20 protein-coding genes and 2 pseudogenes are annotated in these 26,297 nt (G+C 64.1%); 7 read left to right on the top strand and 15 right to left on the bottom strand.

All coding sequences use genetic code 11. The features are described 5' to 3' along the window. Positions 1-210: pseudogene (locus ACWEKR_RS34020) on the bottom strand (MCE family protein); the annotation flags it as partial. Positions 211-998: 788 nt separating this feature from the next. On the opposite strand from ACWEKR_RS34020, the gene ACWEKR_RS34015 reads away from it, so the two are divergent. Beyond that, positions 999-4,259: a protein kinase domain-containing protein gene (locus tag ACWEKR_RS34015; protein ID WP_452357993.1), complete on the top strand. Its 3,261-nt coding sequence runs from the start codon at positions 999-1,001 to the stop codon at positions 4,257-4,259. Here the strand turns inward: ACWEKR_RS34015 and ACWEKR_RS34010 are convergent. Then, a complete protein-coding gene (locus ACWEKR_RS34010) occupies positions 4,183-4,695 on the bottom strand; it encodes a transposase (protein WP_452357992.1) in 513 nt (170 codons plus the stop codon). The two genes, ACWEKR_RS34015 and ACWEKR_RS34010, sit on opposite strands and share 77 nt — an antisense overlap. On the opposite strand from ACWEKR_RS34010, the gene ACWEKR_RS34005 reads away from it, so the two are divergent. The 3 genes from ACWEKR_RS34005 (at position 4,613) to ACWEKR_RS33995 (ending at position 10,753) form a co-directional block, all read left to right on the top strand. After that, positions 4,613-5,476, top strand: coding sequence for an IS701 family transposase (locus ACWEKR_RS34005; RefSeq protein ID WP_452357991.1), 864 nt, complete (start codon positions 4,613-4,615; stop codon positions 5,474-5,476). The two genes, ACWEKR_RS34010 and ACWEKR_RS34005, sit on opposite strands and share 83 nt — an antisense overlap. Positions 5,477-6,344: 868 nt before the next feature. Beyond that, a complete protein-coding gene (locus ACWEKR_RS34000) occupies positions 6,345-8,603 on the top strand; it encodes a hypothetical protein (RefSeq protein WP_452357990.1) in 2,259 nt (752 codons plus the stop codon). An 893-nt stretch (positions 8,604-9,496) separates the two neighbouring features. Then, on the top strand, positions 9,497-10,753 hold the full coding sequence (locus ACWEKR_RS33995) for a flavin-dependent oxidoreductase (RefSeq protein WP_452357989.1): 1,257 nt from the start codon (positions 9,497-9,499) through the stop codon (positions 10,751-10,753). Positions 10,754-10,881: 128 nt separating this feature from the next. Here ACWEKR_RS33995 and ACWEKR_RS33990 read toward each other — a convergent pair. The 12 genes and pseudogenes from ACWEKR_RS33990 to ACWEKR_RS33935 form a co-directional block, all read right to left on the bottom strand. Further along, positions 10,882-11,018 (bottom strand): annotated as a pseudogene (locus ACWEKR_RS33990) (IS256 family transposase); the annotation flags it as partial. Between the two features lie 84 nt (positions 11,019-11,102). Further along, positions 11,103-11,276, bottom strand: coding sequence for a hypothetical protein (locus ACWEKR_RS33985; RefSeq protein WP_452357988.1), 174 nt, complete (start codon positions 11,274-11,276; stop codon positions 11,103-11,105). A gap of 368 nt (positions 11,277-11,644) precedes the next feature. Further along, positions 11,645-12,316, bottom strand: coding sequence for an MspA family porin (locus ACWEKR_RS33980; protein ID WP_452357987.1), 672 nt, complete (start codon positions 12,314-12,316; stop codon positions 11,645-11,647). 65 nt (positions 12,317-12,381) lie between these two features. Further along, positions 12,382-13,056 carry an MspA family porin gene (locus ACWEKR_RS33975; protein ID WP_452357997.1) on the bottom strand — a complete coding sequence of 225 codons (675 nt, stop codon included), beginning with the start codon at positions 13,054-13,056 and terminating at the stop codon, positions 12,382-12,384. 761 nt (positions 13,057-13,817) lie between these two features. Continuing rightward, complete coding sequence (locus tag ACWEKR_RS33970) at positions 13,818-14,081, bottom strand: hypothetical protein (protein ID WP_452357986.1); 264 nt, start codon at positions 14,079-14,081, stop codon at positions 13,818-13,820. A gap of 110 nt (positions 14,082-14,191) precedes the next feature. Then, positions 14,192-14,758, bottom strand: a complete 567-nt coding sequence (locus ACWEKR_RS33965; protein WP_452357985.1) for a hypothetical protein — start codon at positions 14,756-14,758, stop codon at positions 14,192-14,194. A 1,268-nt stretch (positions 14,759-16,026) separates the two neighbouring features. Then, complete coding sequence (locus ACWEKR_RS33960) at positions 16,027-17,046, bottom strand: amidohydrolase family protein (RefSeq protein WP_452357984.1); 1,020 nt, start codon at positions 17,044-17,046, stop codon at positions 16,027-16,029. Next, a complete protein-coding gene (locus ACWEKR_RS33955; protein WP_195089905.1) occupies positions 17,043-17,567 on the bottom strand; it encodes a 3-hydroxyanthranilate 3,4-dioxygenase in 525 nt (174 codons plus the stop codon). Before ACWEKR_RS33955 ends, ACWEKR_RS33960 begins: the two co-directional genes overlap by 4 nt. Before the next feature lie 14 nt (positions 17,568-17,581). Continuing rightward, complete coding sequence (locus ACWEKR_RS33950; RefSeq protein ID WP_452357996.1) at positions 17,582-17,977, bottom strand: RidA family protein; 396 nt, start codon at positions 17,975-17,977, stop codon at positions 17,582-17,584. A gap of 26 nt (positions 17,978-18,003) precedes the next feature. After that, a complete protein-coding gene (locus ACWEKR_RS33945) occupies positions 18,004-18,774 on the bottom strand; it encodes a 2-keto-4-pentenoate hydratase (protein ID WP_452357983.1) in 771 nt (256 codons plus the stop codon). Beyond that, positions 18,771-19,127 carry a hypothetical protein gene (locus tag ACWEKR_RS33940; protein WP_452357982.1) on the bottom strand — a complete coding sequence of 119 codons (357 nt, stop codon included), beginning with the start codon at positions 19,125-19,127 and terminating at the stop codon, positions 18,771-18,773. Before ACWEKR_RS33940 ends, ACWEKR_RS33945 begins: the two co-directional genes overlap by 4 nt. Next, positions 19,124-20,590, bottom strand: a complete 1,467-nt coding sequence (locus tag ACWEKR_RS33935; RefSeq protein WP_452357981.1) for a 2-hydroxymuconic semialdehyde dehydrogenase — start codon at positions 20,588-20,590, stop codon at positions 19,124-19,126. Before ACWEKR_RS33935 ends, ACWEKR_RS33940 begins: the two co-directional genes overlap by 4 nt. A 228-nt stretch (positions 20,591-20,818) precedes the next feature. Between ACWEKR_RS33935 and ACWEKR_RS33930 the strand changes: the two genes are divergently transcribed. The 3 genes from ACWEKR_RS33930 to ACWEKR_RS33920 all read left to right on the top strand — a co-directional run bounded on the left by ACWEKR_RS33930 (position 20,819) and on the right by ACWEKR_RS33920 (position 25,081). Next, the gene (locus ACWEKR_RS33930; protein ID WP_452357980.1) at positions 20,819-22,471 is read left to right on the top strand and encodes an APC family permease; all 1,653 of its coding nucleotides are present in this window, start codon (positions 20,819-20,821) and stop codon (positions 22,469-22,471) included. Between the two features lie 104 nt (positions 22,472-22,575). Beyond that, the gene (locus ACWEKR_RS33925) at positions 22,576-23,991 is read left to right on the top strand and encodes an aldehyde dehydrogenase family protein (RefSeq protein ID WP_452357979.1); all 1,416 of its coding nucleotides are present in this window, start codon (positions 22,576-22,578) and stop codon (positions 23,989-23,991) included. A gap of 313 nt (positions 23,992-24,304) precedes the next feature. Beyond that, positions 24,305-25,081 carry an SDR family NAD(P)-dependent oxidoreductase gene (locus ACWEKR_RS33920; RefSeq protein ID WP_452357978.1) on the top strand — a complete coding sequence of 259 codons (777 nt, stop codon included), beginning with the start codon at positions 24,305-24,307 and terminating at the stop codon, positions 25,079-25,081. A 205-nt stretch (positions 25,082-25,286) separates the two neighbouring features. On the opposite strand, the gene ACWEKR_RS33915 is transcribed toward ACWEKR_RS33920, so the two are convergent. Beyond that, positions 25,287-26,219 (bottom strand): LysR substrate-binding domain-containing protein, encoded by a 933-nt coding sequence (locus tag ACWEKR_RS33915; protein ID WP_452357995.1) that lies wholly within the window; start codon positions 26,217-26,219, stop codon positions 25,287-25,289. Positions 26,220-26,297 lie beyond the last annotated feature (78 nt).

The following is a 26,297-nucleotide window of genomic DNA, read 5'->3' as shown; positions in this document are numbered from 1 at the left end:
CTTGCCGACATCGAGCCCGAGCACCGTGATCGGGTTGCCCTCGTAGATGCCCGCGATGTTGTCGAAATCGGCGGTGATCTGCAGAGTGTTGCCCACCGCGTCAATAGCCGAATCCGGCAGCAGGGTGCAACCACCCACCGTGACCGCCGCCGCGGTGACGGCGAGTGCCTTGATTGCGCCGACCTTGCTCCCCGAACCAAGCGTCAGCACAGCGGGCCCTGAAGGTCTCGGATGATGCCGGTATACCCGTTCGGACGCGAATGCTTGGGTTTCGGTGGGTGGACTACGCCGCATCGTTGCGGAACATGCAGCGGCAGGGTCGATCGCGACGCGCCTCGCTGGGCTGTGGACCGGTGCCGAATCGAATCCGCGGTTCGTGTTGTCCACCCCCAGGAAACCGGCCCGAGTCCATGAGTGGCATATCCGCCAGTCGACCTGCAGTGCACGCCGGCGAGGGGGTCGTGATGGTGGCTCATCAGCCACTCCCTTCATCAGAATGACGGAATCGTCACACATGACATTTGGTTCAGTCAATAGTCGGCTGACGGATACGTCACAATTGATAGCGACGGGGAACTCGGATGCCATTCGCATCCAGTCGGTCACCGATGCGCCCGTCGAGGCATCTCATACGCAACCGCCTGGTGCGATTAGCCGCTAACGGGCGAGGGGCGCCTCGGCCTGCATGCGCGCAGCATACAATAACGAGCACGATGTTGCCGGTATCTCTTGACCTGCGAATCGGCCGCTGACCGAGGTCATGGCGCTCGGTCCCGCGCCATGCGACGTGGGGGCGGTTGTCTGTCGAAGACGGCGGTCACAGCTGTGGCCAAGGGGAGCCGGGCGACTCAGCGTCGGATCGACGGCGGTGCATGATGGTCGGCGATACGCTGGGCAGTGTCGAAAGGTAAGCGCATGGCGCCTGACGTTCGTGCACCTGCAGGGTGGATCGCACACCGCTGATGGTCGACGATGATCCGCTGCGGACCCGCCGTGATGTGACTCTGCCTGTCACGGTCGAGTTGAGCGCGTCCGGGTTCGAGGACGCCGAAGAAATCGGACGTGGTGGTTTCGGTGTGGTGTATCGCTGTACCCAGGTGGCGCTGGACCGCACGGTAGCGGTGAAGGTGCTGACCGCAGAGCTGGACGAGAACAACCAAGCGCGGTTCTTCCGCGAGCAGCGGGCGATGGGACGGCTGACCGGGCATCCGAACATCGTCACCGTGCTGCAGGTCGGTGTCACCGCGAGCGGGCGGCCCTATCTGGTGATGCCGTATCACCCGTTGGATTCGCTGGATGCGTGGATCCATCGACAGGGTCCGATGTCGGTGCAGACCGTGCTGTGGATCGGGGTGAAGATGGCTGGTGCGCTGGAGAGTGCGCATCGGCTCGGCATCGTGCATCGTGACGTGAAGCCGGGGAACATTCTGCTGACCGACTATGGCGAACCGGCGTTGACCGATTTCGGTATCGCGCACATTGCGGGCGGGTTCGAGACGGCGACGGGCATTGTGACCGCGTCCCCGGCGTTTACCGCTCCCGAGGTGCTCGGTGGCGAGACGGCGTCCCCAGCAGCGGACGTCTACGGGCTCGGTGCGACCTTGTTCTGCGCGCTGACCGGGCATGCCGCGTTCGAGCGTCGCAGCGGTGAGCAGGTGGTGGCGCAGTTCTTGCGGATCACCAGCCAGCCGGTGCCGGATCTGCGGGATAGCGGTATTCCCGATGACTTGTCGGGGTTGGTGGAATCGGCGATGGAGCGGGATCCGCAGGCGCGGCCGTCGGCGGCGGCTTTCGGCGAGGGCATCCGGCGGGTACAGGGCGACCACGGATACCAGGTGGGCGATATGGCCGTCTATGGCACACACGCTGCCGCCCCCGGGCCACTGGAGCAAACGCCACCGCCGCAGGCATCATCCGTACCGCAGTCTGTGGAGATCCGCGGTCGCATTGGCGAGTTGCCGCTCGAGCTGACGAGTTTTGTGGACCGCCGTACCGAGACTGCGGAGATCAAGAATCTGCTGTCGGTGTCGCGGCTGGTGACATTGGCGGGGATCGGGGGTGTCGGCAAGACCCGGCTGGCGTTGCGGGTGGCGTCGAATGCTCGACGTGTTGTCGCCGACGGAGTGTGGATGATCGATCTGGCCGACGTGCGGGACCCGGAGTTGCTGATCAACGTTGTGGCGGCTGGTATGGGCCTGCGGGACGACTCGGATCGGTCGACGCGGCAAGTGCTGGTCGAGTTCCTGCGTCCGCGGGAGACGCTGCTTGTTCTGGACAATGGCGAGCAGGTTGTGCAGGCGTTGGCGGGGCTGGTCGAGGAGTTGTTGCTGAGGTGTCCGCGAGTGCGGATTCTTGTCACCAGCCGTGAACCGTTGGACGTCGCGGGGGAAGCGGTGTTGCGGGTACGGCCCTTGGCAGTTCCGGCCCCCGAGGAGCGACCGAGGCTGCGGGGCCTGCACAAATACGACGCGGTCAGTTTGTTCGTCGAGCGCGCCGCGGCGGTCGTGCCGGGATTCGAGGTCACCGAGAAGAACAAAGCTGCGGTGGTCGGGATCTGCTCGCGGCTGGACGGGTTGCCGTTGGCGATCGAGCTGGCGGCGGCGCGGATGCGCGCGATGTCGCCGGAGCAGATCCTGGCGCGGCTGGGCGACCGGTACGCGCTGCTCACTCGCGGCAGTCGCACGGCGCCGAGGCGGCAGCAGACCCTGTGGTGGTGCATCGATTGGAGTTACCAGTTGTGCACGCCGATCGAGCAGCGGCTGTGGGCTCGGTTGTCGGCGTTCGCCGGCGGGTTCGAACTCGATGCCGCCGAACAGGTGTGCGGCGCCGATATTGCGCCGGAGAATCTGCTGGACACCTTGTCCAGTCTGGTCGACAAATCGATTGTGAACCGCGGCGAAGTGGATGGCGTCGTGCGCTTCCGGATGTTGGAGACCGTGCGCGACTACGGGCGCGAGCAGTTGCAAGAGTCCGGCGAAGACCGGGATTTGCGTCGACGACACCGTGACTGGTGCCGGCGGTTGGTGCTGGATTCGGTGGCGGACTGGTTCAGTGACCGCCAGCCCGACTGGCTCGCCCGCCTCGAACGCGAACAACCGAATCTGCGGGCTGCACTCGAGTTCTCCCTCTCCGAGGACAGTGCGGACTCGGCCGATGCCGGGCTGCGCACCGCCAATGCGCTATTCGGGTTCTGGAGCTTTCGGGGTCGGTACGATGAAGGTCGACGGTGGCTCGACCGAGCCCTGGCCAATCCGGACGCGGGCTCGCTATCCGACCGTGTCAAGGCGCTCGAGGCCGGCGTTGTCATGGCCACGGCGCAGCGGGACCTTCGATCGGCAGCGTCACAGCTGGAGCAGGCGCGCGCCCTCGCCGAGCAGGATCCCACTCCCATGAACCAGGCGCTGATCGCCTACTCCGACGGCATGCTGGCGCTTTATCGAGACGACCCCGCTCGCGCAGTCTCCTTCTTCGAGCGTGCCGTGGAGGCGTTCAGCTCGAATAAGCGAGGGTACCTATACATTTCCGCGTTGATGCTGCTCGGTTGGGCCTTCGCAGCGCAGGGCGACATACCGCGGGCAATCGATTGTCATGAGGAAATACTTTCCATCACCGCGGAATGCGGCGAATCGCTTTATCGGTCGACTGCGCTGTGGGGGTTGGGCATCGCCGCATGGCTGCAAGGCGAGCGGTCGCACGCACAACAGTTGCTGCGCGAATCGCTGCGAGTAAACCAGCGCATGCGCAGCCCCGTCGTCGCGGCGCTCGATCTCGAGGCATTGGCCTGGACCTACGCAGCCGACAACGGTGAGCGCGCCGCCGTGCTGATGGGTGCCGCGGAGAATCTTTTGCGGTCCTCCGCGTCGAGGTTTTCCGTCTTCCCGAAGCTGACCAACGTCCACGACGAATACGAGCGGACGGTGCGTCGCGCGCTCGGGGAACGACGATTCGACGCCGCATTCCGGCGCGGCCAGGCCATGGGGGACAACGCTGCGCTGACCTATGCGCTCGGTGAGCCGCCGACCGCCACCGCGCCCGCTTCGCAACTGAGATTGACCAAGCGCGAACGGCAGGTCGCAGACCTTATTGCCCAGGGACTGACCAATAAGCAGATCGCGACGAAACTGGTGATCTCGCTCCGCACGGCCGAGGGGCATGTGGAACACATCCTGAACAAACTCGGATTCACCTCCCGCGCGCAGATCGCGGCCTGGATCGTCGACGAAGCCCAGCGCGATAGTTCCGCATCGGACTTGTGCTAAGAGCACCTATCAGGTTCGGTTGCGGAGCCTTCGCCAGCAGATGAGGGCGGCGGCGAGGTCGAGGAGTCCTTGGTGGATGTCGGTGCGTCGTTCCCAGCGGGTGGCCAGGCGGCGGTACTGGTGCAGCAGGGGCAAGGGATTGTTCGACGATCCATCGCCCTGTCACCTTGTCGTGGGTGCCGCGGCGTGGGATATAGCCGGTGATACGACGTTGGTGCAGTTCGGCATACACGCGCGGATAGTCGTAGCCCTTGTCCGCGATCAGTGCCTTGATCCGGTGGCGTGGCCGACCCGTTCTGCCGCGCAGCGGCCGGACCCGGTCGAGCAACTCCGGCGGCATCAGGTGGTCGTTGATGTTGGCGCCCGACAGCGCGACCGCGAGAGGTAGCCCGTTCCCGCAGGTCAGGATGTGGTGTTTCGATCCCGACTCTGGCACGGCTGGGCGCACCGGGAACTGCCAGATCGGAGTATTTCTGGCGTATGCGTCTGCGCGCGGGCACGCGCTGGTGGATCGGGAGTTGTATCTGCCCGAATCATGGACCGAAGACCGTTCTCGTTGCCGGGCCGCCGGGATCCCCGATGCGGTGGAGTTCGCGACCAAGCCGCGGCTGGTGATCGCGATGCTCGCCCGGACCTTGGCCGCGAAGGTGCCGTTTGGTTGGTTCACCGCTGATGAAGCCTATGGTGCGGTGAAGTATCTGCGGTTCTGGCTCGAACAGCACCATATCGCCCACGTGCTGGCCACCCGCCGAAACGACACCCTGGTCACGACCGGGTGGACCCAGGCACGCGCAGACGAACTCGTCGCCGCGCTACCGGCCAGGGCGTGGCGGCGGATCTCTGCCGGTGCCGGGGCACATGGGCCACGCGACTACGACTGGGCCCGTGTCCCCATCCGTGTTCTCTGGGAACCCCGGGCGCGGACACTGGCTACTGGCACGACGCAGCATCTCCAACCCTGCCGAGTCGCGTACTACGTCTGCTACGGACCACGCCGGTCCACGATCGCCGATCTGGCCTGGATCGCCGGGGCTCGATGGCGCATCGAGGAGTGTTTCCAGCAGGCCAAGAACGAAGCCGGCCTCGACCACTACCAGGTCCGCAGCTGGCGGGCCTGGTATGCCCACATCACCTTGTCCATGCTCGCTCCGGCCTGGCTCACAGAATCCAAAGCCGTTGCCATAAAAGGGGAATCAGCGACCGCGATCAAGACATGATCGCCCTCACGCTACCGGAGATCCGGCGCCTGACGAATCGCCCTGGCCCTACCGGCCCTACGCTGCGCCAGTACCGTCTGGGCGTGGTCGAACTGGCGACGCCGACGACAACACCAGGCCCGCCTATCCCACTACCGCCAACGGGGACACCCACTCACCTGAGTGCCGTTGCAGTACTAAATCCAGGCGGCCTCATTCACCGGGAACAGGTTATAACGTATCGTCAATTATTGGTACGTTCATCAGCGGTAAATTGCGTGGCGCGTCACCCGACGCCAGGTCACCGTCGCCGACAAATCAGCGGGGCATCCACCCCTCGCTGCTACCCGGCCACCATGGACCCGGCCGCGCCGAAGTGGTCGAGGATGGTGGCCGTCGAGCAACGGTGCGTGGTGGCGTGGGTATCGTCGCCGCGGTCGACGAGGCGGATCACTTGCAGGCGATCCGATCTGTGGCGGCTTTCGGAGGTGTTCGCTAGCAGGCCGAACAGGCGATATCGGCACGTCGGTTGCACAAATGTCTAGGGGGGTTGCATTCGGTCAGGCAACGACGCAGCACCTGCCGGCGGTCGTTCGCGGGAAGCAATCCCGCAGGGTGCTGCCACGGGAGGTCGGGGGTAGTTGGTTGCGGGCTGGGCACTCGTAGGCCCATTCAGGCCCTGTCGCAGTCACCCCACCCACTGTCGAAGTGTCCGTTACGCCGCGGTACATTGAGCCGACAACTAACGGTCCGTTTAATGGGGGTGTCAATGATGACGTAACCGATTTGTAACCTGGCATTCAGGGCCGCGGGGTGAAGTCGCATGCGACAGTTCTTGCCGAGACTCGATCCGGACTCCCGTCTTCGCTTGTGCGAACGATTGGATCCGATGCGCTGGTCGACGCAGGCCGCACTCGGACGATGTCGGATCTGGGCCACCACCACCCGTCCAGGACGCATCCTTGTCCGCCTCGTCATCGGCTTGCTGATTCTGCTGGTGATCCTGCTGTTGTCGGGCGGTGCTGCCGGCGGGCGAGCGGACCCGGCTACCGGCGGTAGAAGCACGTCGACAATCGACGGAGTGGCCTGGACGAATGTCCGCGATTCTTCCGGAATTCCGTTGTCGCACTACATGTTCGCCACCGAAGGTGGCATTCTCAACCCCCGGGACATGGTACTGGCGAGCGTGCTTGACCTGCTTTTCACCGTATTCATGGTCATCGTAATCAGCGCCATCTGGCTGACCGGCTTCGCGGTGGGTTTGCACTGGCTCGACTGGCTCAGCACGCCGTTGAACGCACTCGCCGACGGCCTGCGGGATCAGATCGCTACACCGATCATGATGACCGTGGCGGCCTCGATCGGAGCATTCTTCGTGGGATGGTTCATCGTCCGCGGGTACCACGCCAAGGCCGTACTACAGATGGTGTTCATGCTGGGTGTTGCCGTGGTCGGCGTCGGTTATCTGGCGCATCCGTTGGCCGCCGCGCTGTCGTCGAACGGCCTGCTGGCCCAGGCGCGCGACGTCGGGATCGCGGTCGCGGCGGGGCTCAACGGCGACTCCAGCCCGGATCCGAGATCCATCGTCGCCGACTTGAACGGCACCCTGGCCGACAATTTCGCTCGACATCCGCTGCAGGTGTGGAATTTCGGTCATGTCATCGACGATTCGCCGAGATGTCGGGCGGCCTGGTCGTCCGGAATCCTGGCGGGCAGTGAATCGCAGGTCGCGCGCGGGATGCGCGACTGCGGTGACGCTTACGCCCACGCCAAGGTCATGAATCCGAGCGCGGGACAGGTCGGCACCGGGCTGATACTCCTTACTTTCGGCACAATCCTCCTGCTGTTCATGTCCTACCTTTCTATCAAGATCTTCCTCTCCGCACTCTCATCGATCTTCCACGCAATCCTCGCCATTTTCGGTTTCGCCGCTGGGGGGTTCATATACGGCCCCACCCAGGCATTTCTGGTGCGCAACCTGGTCGACATGGTCGGCGATGCCGGAGCTCTGGTGGTCTACACCACATACCTCGGTTGCTACGCCCTTGTACTGGACCATGTCTTCAAATCGGCGCCGGACAGCGGTATGGCCGCGATCTTTGTCGGTGGGGTCGTGCTGATCGCGGGCTTCGTACTGCTGCGACGCCTTGATCTCAACCTGCTCGGAGGCCAGAGCCGGATCGCCGAAAAGATTCGCGCGGCGATCGAAGGTAGGCCGGCCTCCGCCGGCGGCCCATCCACCGGGATCGGCGAGGCGAGCCTGCGCTATTCGCTGTCACCAGGCCGAGCCATGGGAACGGCGCTGCGCGATGTAGCCGAATTCAACGCGCACCCCGTTGCGTCTTTCATGTTCGGCCGCCCATCGCCGCTGACGTACTACTCGAGCCGCATGCAAGAAATGAATTACCTGAACTATGAACTGCTCCGAGGAAACGTACCGCGGCGGGCCGCCGGGAGCTGGATGGCGCGACTCACCTTGGGAAAGAATGCGCACGATGCAGCTGCCAGGGCTTCCGTGTACGAATTCGACGGCATCAACGCGCGAAGCGCAGCGGCAGCGATGACGACCATCCTCAATCTCGGTGCCGACCGCGCAGACGCCATGGGCGCCCTCGCCACCGCCCGTTTTCCCAAGGAGATTCGAAGATGGGCTGCCGAGGCCCATGCCCGGACCATGCAGTCTGCCGAAGACAACCCGATGGAATACGGCCCCTTGAAACGAGCTGCCGCTGCCTTGGACTTGGCCGAGAACTCCCGGCTATACGGCGTCACCGAGCGAAACGCCCACAATGCCCAATTCGCGGAATCCGCAGCTCTGTTCCACCGCCTCACCCCCCGACCCACGCGCAACCGCAGCGATGCAGCTTGGGAATCCGATCCATTGGTCTGGGACACGGTGCGACGAAGCTACGCGACGTTCGATGATTTCCAGCGAGTCGTAACTCCGGATAGGTTTGCGAAAGCCGATGAGGATACTCGCAGATACATCGCGTACAGACTCTCCAGAGATCTGTTCGAAGCGGGAGAACGATATTACCGAAACCCGGACGATCAGGCCATCCGTGATGAAGCTATGCGACGCAAGAACAGGGCTGTATATGTCGATCTGCGGCTAGCAGGTACCAATATAGGGCCGTGGACAAATTAATCGTCTTTATGGGCCCAGTTATTGCCGAGTGACAACATCGCAAACCGGTTTCCCTGGACCCGCTCCGCGAGCTGGTGTCGTGCCGTCCTCGCCGCTGGGTTCTGTCTTGAAGGGAGGCGATGAGGTGGCACCGCGCAGCGATGCCACCCCATCAGTGTTTCGGTGGGAGTTGTTGGCCGCGTTGGCGTATGGGGTGAGGTCTCCGGTATCGGGTTAGCGACCAAGCAAACCTGAATAGTGCCGGAGACCTCGTGGCCAGCATAGCGGTGGCGGGGCGGGCGGATCTGACCGATGCCCAGTGGGCTCGGTTGGAGCCGGTGCCGCCTCAGCGCCTCAGAGTGGGCTTCGGCGGTCGTCAGATCGCCCATCCCGCTGCCCAGGGTGAGTACGGTCGACCAGAACACCGTCCGGCGCCCGGACGAGTTCGAGGTCGAGTCGAGGTCACCTGCACCGACAAAGTCTTGGGCAACGACATCGCACGCCCAGCCCGAGGAGCTGCTCGAGTTCGTGCGCGACGGCGATACGGTGATTGTCCACCTATGGATCGTCTGGCGCGCAACCTCTATGACTTGCCGCGGTTGGTGCGTACCGTGACCGGTAAGGGTGTGCGGGTGGAGTACGGGAAAGTCTCCGATCACAACCCGGCCGACAGAACCTCGAGAAGCCCCAAAGGCCCGCACCCGGAACGGTGCAAGACCATTGAATGCGTCGTGGTGGTCGTGCTGACGCCCACCCCAGGGTGAGGATTCATTCACTCTTGGGGTGCACCGACCGACACTAGGGTTGCTATCGCAAGGCGGCGTCGTGGACCAGGTTCGAACAACCACAGGTGATCTTCTCCCACACTCCGAGGAACACGATATGAACCCCTTCACCAACTCGAGTGCCGACTCATGAAAGTGCTGATCGTCGGAGCCGGAATCGGAGGACTCACGGCAGCCTTGAGTCTGCACGCCGCCGGCATCCAGGCCGTCGTGATCGACAGTGCCATCGAGCTGCGCCCACTCGGAGTCGGCATCAACCTCCTACCACACGCGACCGGCGAACTGGCCCAGCTGGGCCTGCATGAGCGTCTGGCCGAGATCGCCATTCCCACACTCGAATGCCTGCACTTGGACCGGTTCGGCAACGAAATATGGCGTGAACCACGCGGACTTGCCGCAGGGCACCCGTGGCCGCAGTACTCGGTGCATCGCGGCGAGCTCCAGATGCTGCTGTTGAACGCGGTCTACGAGCGCCTCGGTCCGGCTGCGGTGCGCACCGGCATGCGGTTCGAAAACGCGACTCAAAACGTCGACGGAGTCGGTGTTCGAATACACGACCGCATCCGCGGCCGCATCATGGAGATGCGTGCCGACGCGGTAATCGGCGCCGACGGACTACATTCCGCCGTACGCGCGCAGCTGCACCCAGGCGAGGGTCCGCCACTGTGGAACGGCGTCCGGATGTGGCGGGGGGTGAGCGAGGCTCGGCCGTTCCTGTCCGGCGCATCCATGGTGATCGCGGGAAGCAACCATGCCGCGAAGTTCGTGGCCTACCCGATCTGCGCTGCGGCCCGACAGCGCGGGCGCGCGCTGATCAACTGGGTGGCAGAGGTCAAGGTTACGGATATGGCCGAACAAGTTCCGGACTGGAACCGGACCGGCCGACTCGAGGACGTGCTGCCGCACTACCTGGGCTGGCAGTTCGACGGCCAGGACGTGAGTGAGCTCATGGCGGCCAGCGACACCATCCTCGAATATCCCATGGTCGACCGGAACCCTCTGAAGCGCTGGACCTATGGCCGGACAACGGTCCTAGGCGACGCTGCCCACCCGATGTATCCGGTCGGCTCCAACGGTGGATCTCAGGCGATCCTCGACGCACGCGTGCTGGCGCGCGAATTGGCCGCGACACGCGATCCAATCGCAGGACTCGAGGCCTACGAGGCGGCGCGGCGAGACGTGGTGAACGCCATCGTCCTCGCCAACCGGGACATGCCGGTCGACCGCATCCTCCGAAAAGTGGCCGACCGCGCCCCGCACGGTTTCGACCGCATCGACGAGGTACTGACCGACAGAGAACTCGATGAGATCGGCAAGGGGTACCAACACACCAGCACGCAAGCGATGCCAACCGGCCGCAAAGCGGTTTCGCACTCACGGATCTGAGCGGCCGCGGCTCTCGCACGCTCGTCTGGCTCGAATGCGGATTAATCGAATTCTGTTGTAGAGCGGAAGGATTGTGCTGCTCCCGATCGGATCTGTCCCGTCAACGGTGTAATCCGGTTTGATTGCGGTTACTTCCGTCCAGCGCTGAGGCGGCCTCCGAAGGTGATGTCGAAACCGTTCAGCGCCACTTTCCAGCGGTGATCCACCGTTTCTGGTCTGTTCCGCGGGGGTCGAGGGCCATGATTGCCAGGTAGACACACTTCAGCTCGTTCATGCCGTCGATCACTTTGGTTCGCCGATGCTGGGAATGCCGCCACGCGCGAACACGTCTGTTGGCCAGATGTCGACCTCAGCCCCGCTGGTACAGCAGAATCCGGCATTCGGCGAACCACGTCAGCCCGGTGCGCCGGAGCCCGTGGCGCCGCAGATGCTCGTAACCGAGTGCGGCGACCACGTCGTCCCAGTGCGTCGCCCGCCGCAGGACGCCAGTGGAGATGCGTCCACCGCGGGGGCCGACGAACAACCGTGCCTCCGGCTTGTCCCCTATTACGGCGATCCGGCGAGACGAGCGGGCGAAGCTCCGCGATGATCGGAATCTTGCGTGCTCGATTGCCTTTCGTGCCCTTGTCCTGCATTCCACCCGGTCCGGGAGTGGTTCGCCGTCGCAGCGTCCACACCCAGTCATCCACGTCGATATCGGTGACCCGGCAGCCCTCGCTCGCGAAGGGCGAGCGAGCTACCGGCCAGGTGGACGCATCACGGCTAGTCAACCGCAAGGGCGACAGACGGTTTCACGAGTCAACCCGCCCGGTCTCCTGCGGCACGCTACGGGGGCTGGCCCCGACCACGAAACCGCTGTCATTAGATAAGTCGACGGTTCATACAGCGCAGTCAGCCGAGGCTGAAAGGCTGTCCCCACAACGTCACCCAGGTGATCACATTGTCGGTCTCGACCTCGACACTGACAAAGGCGCGCGCCTGGGCATAGCCCCCGCAACCGTTCAAACCGATGGTCTCATCCGCCCACGTCACCGAACCACTCGGGCCCCGGAAAGCGTTGCGCGTCTTATGCGATTCGTTACCGAAGTCATCGGCCTGCTCCAAATCCAGCACATAGAACGACTTCGCCTGACCCGGCCCCAACGACAAGTTGCCGCCCGAGTTCGCGCCCACACCACCGGTGACGTTCTGACCGTCACTCCAATCCACATTGCCATCCACACCACCGGTCGCACCACCACCAGCGATGTTCACCTGGCAACCCACGGTGTAACCCGGGAAGATCTTGCCCCCGGCCGCACCCGACAACTCCACTTGCGCACTCCCGGACACCCACGCGTTGCGATGCAAAGGCGTCGAACCCATGGACGGGCTGATGTTGGCCGACTCCCCGACCAGACGAATCGTCACGACGGTGCCGTCCGACAACGTCTTGGTCAGCTCGCCACCCGGCAACGGAACGAACGTGTCCGCGTTCGCCGCACCGGTGGAGAACAGGCCCATGGCGATGGTGGCAGCGGCGCCGACGCCGGCCATCCGCGCCAGGTTCTTACGGTTGATCATGGTTGATATCCCTCGAGGGTTGAGTCCGCTTCAGCGGGAAGATGGTTCGTTGATTTCGACAGACGTCAGCCGATGCTGAACGGCATCCCGTAGAGGGTGGTCTTCGAGTAGTGATCGCCGATGATCTCCACGACCGTGTACGAACGCGCCTGCGCGTAACCCGCGCAGCCCTGGATCTGAATCTCGGCATCCTGGTACTCCACCGAGTACACACCCGGCTTGAGGATGTCCTTGTAATCGATCTGAACGAACTTCACCTCGCCGGGACCGAGGTTGACACCGATCGAACCACCCGCGCTCGCGCCGCTGAGGTTCACACTGCCCGACACACCCGCGGAGATCGCGTCATCGGCGATGCTGACCTGGCAGCCGACGATATAACCGGTGCTCAACTGCGACGCACCGTGGGTGGACGAGTTGTTGGTTCCGGGATTCCCGGTCGGACCGTTGTTCGGGCCGATCTCACCATCCGGCGTCACGGTGACATCGGCGACCGCGTTGCCCGACACCCAGACCACGCGACCGGCACCGTTGGCAGCCAGCGACGGCGAAATCAGGGCCCGCTCTCCGTTCCGGGTGATCGTCACGCCGGGTCCCACCTTCTGGCCGTCCGGCAACGGCACGAAGGTATCGGCATTGGCGGCACCGGCCGAAAGCAGGCCCACGGCAACAGCCGCGGCAGCGCCCACGCCCGCGACGCGGGCACCGCGGCGCAGACCATTGGAGTGGTAATTACTCATGACTTTCCTCATCGGGTACTGCGGAGTTGTCTCCGCATTCTGATGCAATTCATATTTGGAGGGTTCGACGCATTCTTGGCCTTGCAGCTCTGGCTTAGTTGTGTAAAAAATGACGAAGCCGTCGTCGATAATCCGCGAGATAACCGGAAGTGTTCGGCGCGATAGACTACCCGGAACATGGGCTGGACTCCCCCTGGTCCGAGGTTGCTCGGCATCCGGAAATATCACCGCTGCTTTCTGCGATCACCGCCCCTGCGCCTCGTAATTTCTGCCCTGAAGCGTACCGGAAGTCGCACCACTACTCGGCGCCGATTTGGCCTGTCAAATGATTATTTCCCGGATCGAGCCAGCCGGCCACAGCCTTCCAATCGGCGTTGGTCATTTGATTGCGAGGTCGCTGTTCTTGTCGACTGCAATACGCGTGCAGACGCCGAATTCTAGCCTTTTCCTGCCGGAGCAATCTTCCACATCTCGGGCAATGCATGTCAGTCATTGCGTATGCCAATCCGTATTTTTTCTGAAATCAGTAGATGATGCGTGTAGGGCTCGAACCCTGGTCAAGCTCGCCAACATTTGGGACAGGAGTCCTTCACTCGGTTTCATCGACCCTGGGGGTCCGCGACGTTGCGGACCGCCAGCGGCTCCGTTGCCGGGAGGCGAGAGCGTATGGACGGCTCGACTCATCTGGTCGGCCACTTCAGCGTTTTCTGGACGAACACGGACATTGACGATGCGTGGATTCCCCAACTTCTCGGGCAGAGTCAACTCGCTTGATCGCGAATGTCTGCGCGTCTCGTCACACCAGTTCTCTTCTGTATACGAGCGACATTTTCGTACCACAGATCGTACAACTCGCGTAGCGTCCTCCAATACTCACCTGCGTAGGTCCATTTCTTTTCGAGCTCCGCCGCCTGCAATGCTGGGGCCTCGCTGTCGACCTCGTTCTCCGCATGCGCGGCACGGTCGACAAGTTCCGCCCACCGCCCGAAATCCTGATGCAGCTCGAGCTCGCTCTTTCGATTCATCATCGCCTCCTGCGTTTCGCGCCTATAAGTCTGAGCCCTGACCTCTCTTATCCGAACAAGCTGCTAACCTTGGTTTCCGCCTTTCTCCTGCTGCGAGCGCAGGGCCCTTCCTACGCGGCACCCCCATGCGGCCCGTTACCTTCATCACGTTCGAATATTCGAATATCGATGGCTCCGAAAGGTAATTGAAGGTGGTGAGCACGTATCTCGTTCAGCATTTCTGCATAACCTTCCCGCACCTCGCTTACATGAAACCAAGCCTTGTGCTGCAACTCCCCATCAGCCGTGTGAAGCATCACCCACCATGCGTGGGCATACGTCTTCGCCACGTGGCTTACGACCTCACCCAGGGAGTGCGTGTGCTTGCGCGCACATTTTGCGCGTGGCACCTGACGCGCCGCCCACACATCGATCTCGGAAATTATGCGGTCGACTTCTGCATGTCCTCTCAGATAGGAGGCGTCGTTGCGGTGCGATTGCGGACCGATCTTGAGTGGTATAAGCCCCGCATGAATATCGCCGAGTTCCCGCGCCCATCGAACAAGGGGTGCTGTACTCGTGGACCGTCCCGAAATGGCCAGCAGTAGCTGCGCGGGATCCAAGAGCGGCACCGCCGTACAAGAGACGGATTCACCGCTGGATTGCTTCTGCTGAGAGAGATATCCATTCAAGTACATTGTCCACCACCTGCGAATGAAAACCCTTTGACTATTCGATTTATACCGATGCGTACATCGCCGACGAACACATTTCCCAGGAGGGACTATCTGGCCGTCATGTTCGTCGAATACTCATGCCGTCCGATGTGCTGTCAGAGTCGATCACGGGAAGCCTGTGGATAGCCGTGTCCGATGCGCGAAAGCTTTCGCTGAGGCCTGCGGGACCGCAGAATATACGCGTCTCGAATAGGCTGCTACTCATTGCGCACCTTATTCCTCGAATAGATACGGATGGTTGTGTTCGGCGTCCATGCCTGGTGCTTCAGCGGCTGAACCAGCCCTAGCGATCCATCGATCGAACACCCCTGTACTCATAATTCCGATGCCGACTTCGGCGGCACCGCAGCGGCACCCAGCCACGTGCTCCAGCTCCGAGATGAATTGCCATACAGCAAGTGTTGAGCATCACAGCTATGCATGACAAATGCCGATAGTGTTCAGAATTATGTCCTTCAAGGCATACCGCCAAGATTTATTCCCAGGCCTTGGAGTTGCTTCGTAACCAGCGCCGGCGCGAGGTCACCGCCCCCTTCGAGCTCGAGGTCACGTTCTCCAGGCGCTCAGCGCCTGGTCGGTTCCGGCATAGGCCCTGGATGCCTATGAATCACGGCCTGCTGGCGCAGATTCGACAGCTGCACGCCCGCGATCTCGTGCCGGAATACTGCGCGGTGGGCGCCGGGGTTCCCGGCTCGAAGAGCGCAGACACCCTGCGCATGGCCTCCCACCTCGCATACCGCCGGCAAGTCGAGGCCTATGTCGTTGTCCGTGTGGGGGGTCGCGGCGACATCGCCGACACCGCCGGCTGTGGGTGGTGCCGGAAAACGGCGCGCTGGCACCTCCACTGTCTCGGCGGCCAGGGCGGATTGGACAGTGGACGGCTGCCCGCTCGGGGTGGCGTTGGGTGTGCACGTGGATCGGCCAGGTCGAACCGCCCCCGCGGCGCACTCATTAGCTTCGTGGCGGCCGAAGCAGGCCGGCCGTGTCCTTGATCGCCGACCCGTCTAGTGAGTCGGCGATGTCGGAGAAGGAGAAGGTGTACCCGGCGCCCATAGCCGAGTACACCTCGGAGCGGTCTGGCCCGTAAAGCGCTGCGACATCTCGTCGACCAGCGTTCGTGCAATCCCTATTGCCTACTTCATCGCACTGGACTGCTGCGGCCCGAGTTGGTCACATGCACCCCTCGGGCCGCCCCTCATCCTGCCCGGACCACCTGCCGGCGTCCCGTGCTATTCCGCTGGGAATGCCGAGGCTCCGAGGAACCGGCGGGCGTTGCCCCTGATGATCAACTCGCGGGTCCTCTCGTCGAGCGACGGACTGGCCGCCACGACACTGCCCGCCGGCCGCTCACCCAGCGGGTAGGGGTAATCGCTCCCCACGAGAACGTTCGATGCCCCGAGTGTGTCGACCAGTAGGCGCAGTGCCCGGTCGTCGAACACCACAGAGTCGACGTAGAACCGGCCGGTGTAGTGCGATGGCGGGAACAGCGAAGTGCCGATCACGTCGTTGCGGTTGTGCCAGGCGTTGTTCATGCGGCCTACCCAGAACGCGAACGACCCGCCACCATGCGCGAACGCGATCCGCAACCGCTCGTCGACACGGTCGAAAACCCCACCGAGGACCATGGCCAGGATCGACAGATGCGTCTCCGCGGGCATCGCCGTGAGCCACTGCGCCATCCACCGGTCCAGGCGCGGAGAGTTGGGCATGTCCCACGGGTGCACGAACACGGGCACGTCGCGGTGCGCGCAGTGCTGTAGGAATGTCACCACCCCCTCGCTGTCGAGGTCGTGATCGCCGACGTGGTTTCCGATCTCCACACCGCGGTGACCGTTGTCCAGGCACCGGTCGAGCTCTTTGCAAGCAAGATCCGGATCCTGCAGAGGAACCTGGCAGAAGGGGATGAGTCGGTCCGGTGCGGGAGCCACGATGTCGAGCGCCAGGTCGTTGAAGATCTGTGCGATCTTCGCGGCGTCCGATCCGGTGCGCCCGTAGTGGAATAGCGCCGGCGTGGGGGAGACGACTTGGAACCGCACACCATCGGCGTCCATATCCCGTAGCCGTTCCTCGGCGTCCCAGCAGTTCGACTGAATGCGCCGGAACTCCTTCTGCCCCATCATTATCATCGCTTCGGATTCGCTCTCGATGCGCAGCCATGGTGCATCCGGCCCGGCCTGGGCCCTTATGTCGGGCCAACCCTTCGGGACGTAGTGCGTATGGACGTCGATGATTTCAGGCGCGTCGCTCACGCGCGGCCCCGGTGCAGTGCGCCGCATTCGGAGCACTCCCGTGCGCTTTCGTCGTTGTAGAACTCCTCGAAGACGGGTGGCAGGTCGGCGACGATGTCGCGCACCTGTAGCTCGATTTCGTGAACCGGGGCGTTGCACTCGGCGCAGAACCACAGGAATTTCTCGAGGGTGCCCTCTTCTCGGACCCGCTCGATGACCAGGCCGATGGAGCCCTCGGTCGGCCGCTGCGGGGAGTGCGGGATGTCCCGCGGCAGCAGCCACGCCTGGCCCTCGCGGATATGCACGTCGGTCGGGCCTTCGTCGGTCATCAGGGTGACGTACATGTCGCCCTTGATCTGATAGAACCACTCCTCGTACGGATCGAGGTGAAAATCGGTCCGTTTGTTCGGGCCGCCGACGATCTGCACGATGAAGTCTTTGCCCAGGGCCATGGACCGGTTGTTCACCGGCGGTTTGAGCAGGTGCGCGTGCTCGTCGATCCACCCTTGGAAGTCGATGACGGGCGGGAGGATGGTGGTCATTGACGGATCTCCGTTCACAGCGGGCTCGTTCGCCGGGCAGCGACGAGCTGAATCTCGATCAGCAGGTGCGGGTGGGGCAGCTGGTGTACGGCCACCGTGGTGCGCGTGGGTCCGGTCTGGTCGAAGTACTCGGCGTAGACCTCGTTGTAGCCGCCGAAGTCGTTCATGTTGACCAGGAAGGTCGTGACCTGCACAGCGTCGGAGAGATCGGCGCCGACTTCGCCGAGAATCGCGGCGATGTTCTCGATCACGGCGCGGGTCTGTGCACGGATGTCCAGGCGCGTGGTGCCGAACTCGTCCACCTCGACGCCCACGAAGCTGTTGTCGGGGCGCCGGGAGCTCGTGCCGGAGACGAAGATCAGGTCACCGGCGATCTTCACATGCGGGAATCGGCCCCGGGGTGTGGCCATCCTGTCGATGACCTTGCCAGCGTCGGTCACGGCCGGACTCCCTTCACGCTGACCGTACCCAGGCCGGCCACTTCGCAGTGGACAGTGTCTGCGGTGAGCGGTAGCGCGGCCGTCGCTGCGCCGGCGAGGATGACGTCCCCGGCGCGCAACGTGAATCCCCGCTGCCGACACACCCGGCCCAGAGCGTGCAGGGCACGCACGGGGTCACCGAGGATCGCCGAGGTGGAGCCGACGATCTCGGCGGCGCCCACCGTCAGCCGGACTGCACGGTCGTGCACCGGCTGCAGCGGCTGCCAGGCTCCGACGGCGAAGGCGGCGGCCGAGGTGTTGTCGGCGACGACGTCGGTGAAGGTGAACCGGAAGTCCCGGTACCGGGAATCGATGATCTCCACCGCCGGTGCGACGGCGTCGACACACTCGGCGACATCGATGACGTCACTGTCGAATCCGACGTCGCGGGCGAGACGGTAGGCGACCTCCGGCTCGATCTTCGGGTGGATGAAGCGGGTCAGGTCGACGTCGTCCCCGTCGGCGACGCGCATGGCGTCGGTGACACGGCCGACGATCACCTCGGAGACACCCATCTGGGCCATCTTCGCCTTGCTGGTGAACCCGAGCTTGGCTCCGACCACCGTCTCACCCCGCCGCTCGCGGCGGTCGATGAGGAGCGATTGGATCGTGTAGGCATCGTCCACATTCAGGTCGATGTCGTCGGCCAGGCTCGAAATCTCCGTGCGGTGGACCTGCGCGTTGTCCAGGCGGCGCGCGAGGAATTCGAATACCGGTGGGTGATTCATGGTCCGTATACCGCCTCGGTCGTATGAATCTGCGTCTGCGCCTGTTTCTGCAGGTGCAAGGCTATGTCGATAATCATGTCCGCCAGGGCTCCGTCCAGGCCGGGGCGGCCGACCTCGAGCAGGATGCTGCGGGTGTAAGGCCGAATGGCCGGGCCGCCCGCGGCATACGCGACATCGACCCGGTCGGCGCCGCGCTCTACGGCGGTCACGCCGTCGGCGACCGACCGCGACAGGTTCTCGTGGGCGTGCGCTCGTGTCTGTGTGGCGGGGTCCGGCGTCGGTCGATACGCGTCGATGCGCTCGGCGGCGTCGAGGACTGCTGCCTGCGCGGCAGTGGTTGCGTCGAGGGTCACAGCTGTACACAGACGTTGGTCGGGTCCGTGTAGAAGTGCAGCGACGACGCACCGCCTTCGCGACCGAGGCCGGAAAGGCCCATGCCGCCGAACGGCGACCGCAGATCCCGCAGGAACCAGGTATTGACCCAGGACATGCCTACGTTCATCGCCTGTGCGACACGGTGCCCACGGCGCAGATCATTGGTCCACACCGACACGGCAAGCCCGTAGTCGGTGTCGTTGGCCAGCGCGATCGCCTCGTTCTCGTCGCTGAACGGGATCAATGCGGCCACCGGGCCGAAGATCTCCTCACGCACCGTAGCGGCGTCGTTGGTCAGGCCGGTCCACAGCGTCGGCTCGATCCAGGATCCCCCGTTCAGCTCAGCGCCGAGATCGGGTACCCCGCCGCCGACCAGAGCCTCCGCGCCCTCGCGCTCGGCCAGCTCGAAGTAGCGCAGCACCTTGTCGCGGTGCGCCTGTGAGATGAGCGGGCCGGTCGTCGTGGCCTCGTCGGTCGGGCGGCCCAGCGTCAGCGCCGACGCGCGCTGGGTCAACCCGTTCGCGATGTCGTCGAAGACGGCGCGATGGACATACACCCGCTCGGTGCACAAGCACACCTGCCCGGTGTTGGTGAAGACGGACCGTGCCAGCCCGTCCAGCGTCTCGTCGAGGTCGGCGTCCTCGAACACCACCGCGGCGTTCTTCCCGCCGAGCTCGAACGACACGGGCCGCACACGCGGCGCGACGGCGCTCATCACACGCGATCCGGTGGCAGACGACCCGGTGAAGGTCACACCGTCGATGCCCGGATGCCGGGTGAGGAACTCGCCGACGTCGCCACGACCGTGGACGACGTTGAAAACGCCGGCGGGCAGGCCGACTTCGGTGAGCACCTCGGCGAGCAGCGCCGCAGTCGAGGGAGTCTCCTCACTGGGCTTGACCACCACTGCGTTCCCACACGCCAGGGCCGGGGCCACCTTCCAGGTCAGCAGCAACAGCGGCAGATTCCACGGCACGATCACGGCCACCACGCCCAGCGGCTTGCGCACGGCGTAGTTCAGAGCGCGCCGGCCGTCTTTGGTCTCGGTGATGAAAGATTCCTGGCCGGCCGCGGCCACGGTGTCGGCGAAGCTGCGAAAGTTCTGCGGTGCGCGGAGCACGTCCAGTGACCGGGCCTGGGTGATCGGCTTGCCGGTGTCGGCGACCTCCGCGGCGACGAACTCCTCGAAGCGCTCTTCGATGCGGTCGGCCGCTCGGCGAAGCAGCGCGGCCCGCTCGGCGACCGGTGTCTGCGTCCACGCAGTCAGAGCACGGCGTGCCGAGCCGACGGCGCGGTCCACCAACCTCTCGTCGGCCGTGTGCACCTGACCCAGCACGGCCCCGGTCGCCGGATCGATGTTGTCGTAGCCCGCGGTTTCGTCGGGTTCGGTGTATGCGCCGTCAACGAAGTTGCGCATCCAGTACTGGACCGTCTCTGCCATGCCGGCAATCATCGAGTTCGTGGCCCATGCCTGACAAATGCCAAATCGCCGCGTGCCTATGCATGAAAGGGCATTGCCCAGATCGCTGGCGATCATCCCACCAGCAGAGTGAGATACGCGCAGTCAGCAGTTGAATGGTCGATTCAAGCCTGTATGGGCATGCGAACAACAGCGTTGGTAGCCGCACATCGAACCTTCCGGAGCCACGCCGGTCATGCCTCAAACGATATGTCGACGCCGCATTTCGGCATTGGACAGGTTCGCGATGATTCGAAAAGGTTTGACAAATACACCCAAGTCCGATTCCGATCCGGAGTCGACCGTTATGAGCACGGCGTTCAGGGGGAGCCGCAGCCGATACTCAGGAGCAAGCAAGTGCCCGAAAAACAGCACGCCGACACATCCCGGCAACGAGTCCGTAGCCTGCGACTGTGGGAAGTCATGGCGTTGTCACTCGCCTCGGTCGGCCCCATGATGGCCCTGTCCGGGAACGCCCAGGGAACCGCCGGCTACGTCGGAGCCGCCATCCCGGTCGCGATGGCCTGCGCCGCCGGTGGTGTGCTCCTCATCGCGCTCGGGTTCGCGATCCTGTCGCGGCACATCGCTCACATGGGGAGCGTCTACGGGCTGGTCGGAAAAGCAATCGGCCCGCGCAGCGGCATGTTCAGCGGCATCGCGATCCTCGGCGCGTACGTCGCGCTTGCCACCTGTTGCGGCGGTATATTCGCCGCGACGTTCAACTCGCTTCTTCAGCAGATCCTGGGAGCCGATGCCTTCCAGCTGCCGTGGATCGTGCCTGCGCTGGCTTGCGTCGTCGTCGCTGCGACCCTCGCGTTCGCGGGAACGTCGACCGTCGCCCGGGTACTGCTGATCAGCGAACTACTCGGCGTCGGTCTGGCGCTCGTGCTGGCGATCACCGTCTTCGCCCGGGGCGGCGCCCCGTCGACCGGCATCGATCTGTCGTCGACACTCGACCTGGAAGGTGTCCCCCACTCCGCGCTTCTCGCCGCTGGGGTCATGGGGTTCCTCGCCTGGGCGGGATTCGAGGCCGGCGCCGCGCTCGGAGAAGAGACTGCCGACCCGAAGCGGAACATCCCCCTCGCCCTCGTGGGCGTCGTCATCATCGTAGGTCTGCTCTACACCTTCGTGATGACCGCGCTGGTCTGCGGATTCGGCACCGACACATCGGGTTTGGATGCCCTCGAGAGCTCGGGTAGCACTCTCGGCGACCTCGGCACCCGCTACCTCGGCCCCGGGTTCAGTATCGCGATCGTCATCACCGTCTGCATCTCCGCATTCGCCGGAAACCTCGCCGTCGCGTCGGCGGCGGGCCGCATCATCTGCGCCCTCGCACGTGATGGCATCGGTCCGCGGGCACTCGCCAAGAGCCATGCCAAGCTGGGCACCCCGACCAATGCGGTAGTCACCGTCCTTGTCCTGAACGCCGCATTCAACATCCTCGGTTGGGCGACAGGCTTTACGAACATGGGAACGGGCAATCCCGCGATCGACGCCTATATCTATTTTGCCTCGATCGGGTCGGTCGCGTTGCTCGTCAGCTACCTCACTGTCCAGGTCGCCGGCATCCGTCAGTCCTTCACCGAGTTCCGCACCGGTCCCGCAGTGTGCATGTTCGCACTTCTGACCCTCGGCGGGGTCGGCGTGGTCCTCGTGCTACTGGCGAATCTGCGCGCCCAGGAGAGAATACTGACTGGTCCGGCGACTTGGGGGCTGCTGTGGTGCGGTGCAGGCCTGGCGGTGGCGCTGTTCAGCAGCCAAGTGACAGCGCGGCGGATTCAGAACTCCCTGCAGTCGGATACGGAATCCGACGCCGACGAGGCGCCGGCGGCGGAAGCAAGAGTCCTCGCCACGGACCAGTGACCGCGACCTGACGCCATCGGCCAGCACATTCGCACCGTGATGGATCGGCAGTGTTGCGAATCCGTCGAGGTGCGCCGACAACCGACAACGAAGGATTGAGACAAATGCAGTTGCAGCACTTTGTGGGCGGCAAGACACTCGGCGGCGACGACCTGCTCGAGATCGTCAACCCATCGACCGCCGAGATCATCACACACGCACCGTCGGCGCCCCCGGCCGTGGTAGATGCTGCGGTACGAGCAGCACAGCAGGCGTCCGCGAGCTGGAGTGAGCAGACGCCCGGGTATCGCGCCGGAGCCCTTCTAGAGCTTGCGCAAGCTGTGGAGAACGATCTGAGCCACCTGCTCGATCTCGAATCTGCCAACGCCGGCCTGCCGGTCAGCGCGTACGGCGAGGATCTGGCATGGGGCGTCGACGTGATCCGGTACACCGCCGGTGCCGCGCGCGTCGTGGACGCCCCCGTCGCCGGCGAATATATCAGCGGGTGCACGTCGATGGTGCGGCGTGAACCGCTGGGGGTCGTGTGCTGCATCGCCCCGTGGAACGACCCGCTGCTGCTGGCGCTGACCAAGCTCGCGCCCGCGTTGGCCACCGGGAACACCGTCGTCCTCAAGCCGGCGCCGAACACGCCGATGACCGCTGTGCGCCTGGCCGAGCTTGCTGCGGACCTCTTGCCTCCCGGGGTGCTCAACGTGGTGCTGGGAGGGCAGGAGACCGGTGAGGCGCTGCTCGAGCATCCTGGAATCGACGCCGTCGCCTTCACCGGGTCGGTGGAGACCGGGAAGCGGATCGCCGAGATGGCGGCCCGGACGCTCAAGAAGACGGTTCTCGAGCTCGGAGGCAAGTCACCGGTCGTTGTGTTCGCCGACTCGAACCTCGAGAAGATCGCAGAGACGATCTCGGGGCTGGGGTTCTACAGCGCGGGGCAGAACTGCATTGCCGCGACGCGGATACTCGTCGAGGAGAGTGCGCACGACAAGTTGGTGCAGCACCTGACCGAGCGCGCTCAGGCGCTGGTCATCGGAGACGCACAGTCCCCGGAGACCACGCTCGGCCCGCTCGTATCGGCGCGGCAGCGCGAGAGTGTCGAGGGATTCCTGCAGCGCCGGGAGTCGCACACCGAGATCGTGACCGGCGGCGTCCGGCCGGCCGGACTGGCCGGCTTCTTCCTCGAACCTACGATCGTCACAGGCCTGCGCGAAGGGGACGAGATGACCCGTGAGGAGATCTTCGGCCCGGTGCAGACGGTGGAGACCTTCCGCGATGAGAGCGAGGTCATCCGGCGCGCGAACGCCACCCGCTACGGACTCGGCGCATCGGTGTGGACACGCGACGTGGCACGAGCGCTGCGGCTCGCCCGGGGAATCAAAGCCGGCAGCGTCTGGGTCAACACCCACTCAGCGGTTGCCACGGAACTGCCCTTCGGCGGCTTCAAGGCATCCGGGTACGGACGTGAGTTCGGTGCCAGCCTGGATGAGTTCACAGGCACGAAGCATGTCGCGGTGAATCTCCAGGACTAGCAGTGCGGAGGACGCACATCGCACTGCTGCCCGCTCCGCAGTCCTGGGAGCCGGTTGCGGTGTGATACGCCCGCACTGACTGTCCACGCGACCGTCACACGGTGAACCGCCGGCGTGATCGGGTTGTCCATCTCCACCCGACCACGCCGGCGGTTTCCTCGATCTGAAACTCGATGAGCTGATCACCGGTCGGTACCCGCTGGAGGCTATCAACGATGGCTACGACGACATGCTGACGCAAGGACATCCGAGCGCCTGGACATCGAGCACTGAAACCCGCGCCCACGCGGCATTTCCATAAGGAGAATCGAACATGACCGATCTGACCGGTCGAGTAGCAATCGTCACAGGGGGATCGTCGGGTATCGGACAGGCGACGGTCCGCAAGCTGAGTGCTCTTGGAGCACACGTCTTATCCGGTGACCTGACGCCGTTTCCGGAGCTTCTGGACAGGGTCACCTGGGTCGTCGCCGACCTCTCCACGGCTGAGGGATGCGCCACGCTTGTCGAGCGTGCGAAAGAACTTCATGGGCGACTGGACGTGATCGTCAACAACGTCGGTATCGCACCGACACGCGGCGGGTTCGAGGCGATCACCGACGACGATTGGTCGCTGCTGTGGAATGTCAACCTGATGAGCGCGGTCCGCGTGACGCGCGCGGGCATTCCACTGCTCCGCGAGTCCTCCTACGGATCGATAGTTATGATCTCCTCCTCGACCGCACGCGTAGTCGACCCGTACTGGATCGACTACGCGGCGACCAAGGCCGGCCTCCTGGCGATCACCCGCGGACTCGCCGAGGAACTCGGCGCTGACGGTATCCGGGTCAACGCTGTGTCGCCGGGATCGATCAGGACGCCGCTGTGGGACGTGCCCGGCGGGTTCTCCGAGCAGCTCGCGATCCGCTACGACACCGATGTCGAAACCGCGATCGGGCGCTATGTCCGGGACGAGCGCCGGATCACCCTGGGCAGGCCCGGCAGTGCCGAGGACGTGGCCAACACCGTCGCATTCTTGGTCTCCGACGAGTCGTCCTACATCACGGGGTCCGATTTCCCAGTGAACGGCGGCAGCGTCAAGCACATCTGAGATCCGAGCAACTGGCACAAGGGGTCGACGACACCCCGCAACGGTTACAGCAGGATCGGAGCGACGTCGGGGGTGCGCGCAACGACCACCGCCTCCTGGACGCGTACGCCGCTCGCCAGGTTGCCGGACAAGGGCCGCTCGGCACAGCGGGTAAGACCCCGGCGACGGTCGAGAGCAGCCCCTGCCGAATGAGGCGGGGGCTGCTCTATCCAGAGAGATCCCTGATAGACGTCGCAGTGCGCTCGAGACTGTCGATCAACGCCACCGCGGATGGACTCAACGCTCGCGTAGTGGCAGTCGTGATTCCCACACTGTGCCCGACCGTGTCCAGGGGAACGGTCAACGCGTGAAGCCGAGAATCCTCAGCGGCGATGAGACTCGGCAACGCAGCTATGAAGTCGTTCTCGATCAGTAGTTTCCGCACTGTGAGAAACGACGTCACTTCGACACGGTTGCGTGGCAAATCGAGCCCGTGCCTGACGAAAAACTCTTCCAGCTCGCGGCGTAGAGACGTCTCGACTCCGGGCAGGATCCACGGATACGTGGTCAACTCGTCCAGTGGAACATCAACGATCTGGGCCAGTGGATGTTGCGTGCGGCTGTACAGCCGGACGGTTTCATCATAAAGCGGCGTACGCGAGACGAATTCGGTCGTCGGTGACGTGAGTCGGCCGACGATTACGTCTACGCGCCCAGCTTCGAGTTCGGCCAGCAGTGCCTCCGGCGTCCCCTCGCGCACGATGACTGTCAGTGCGGGTCGAGTTCGTTTCAGCAGCCCGATCGCCACCGGCAGCAGGACGCTGGAACCAGCCAGGTGTGTCCCCACGGACACGGTGCCCCGCTCGGCGTCGGCAAGCTCCAGTACGTGACGTCCAGCTGCATTCAGCTGCGCCAGGATGGCGCGAGCGTGCTCGGTGAAGGCCTGGCCGAAGATTGTCGGGCTGATGCCTCGGGGGCCGCGCTCATAGAGCGCGACTCCGAGAATGTCCTCAACGTCCTGGAGGCCGCGCGTAGCGACTGGTTGCGTGACGTGCAGCTCGACGGCCGCTCCCCCAACCGAGCCCCGGCGCGTGAGTGCGTCGATCAGCACAAGGTGGCGGATCTTCAATCTTCCGTCCAGCAGTTTGGGGAGGTTCATCGTGCGGCTTTCCACGCTGCTATTTGTATGCCTATTCAAGCATGACCTGGCCGTCCGCCGTCAACAATTGCGCATATC

The sequence above is a fragment of the Nocardia sp. NPDC004573 genome, assembly GCF_053602135.1.
Note: the sequence above shows the minus strand (reverse complement) of the source record. Positions and strands in the feature narration are given on the sequence as shown.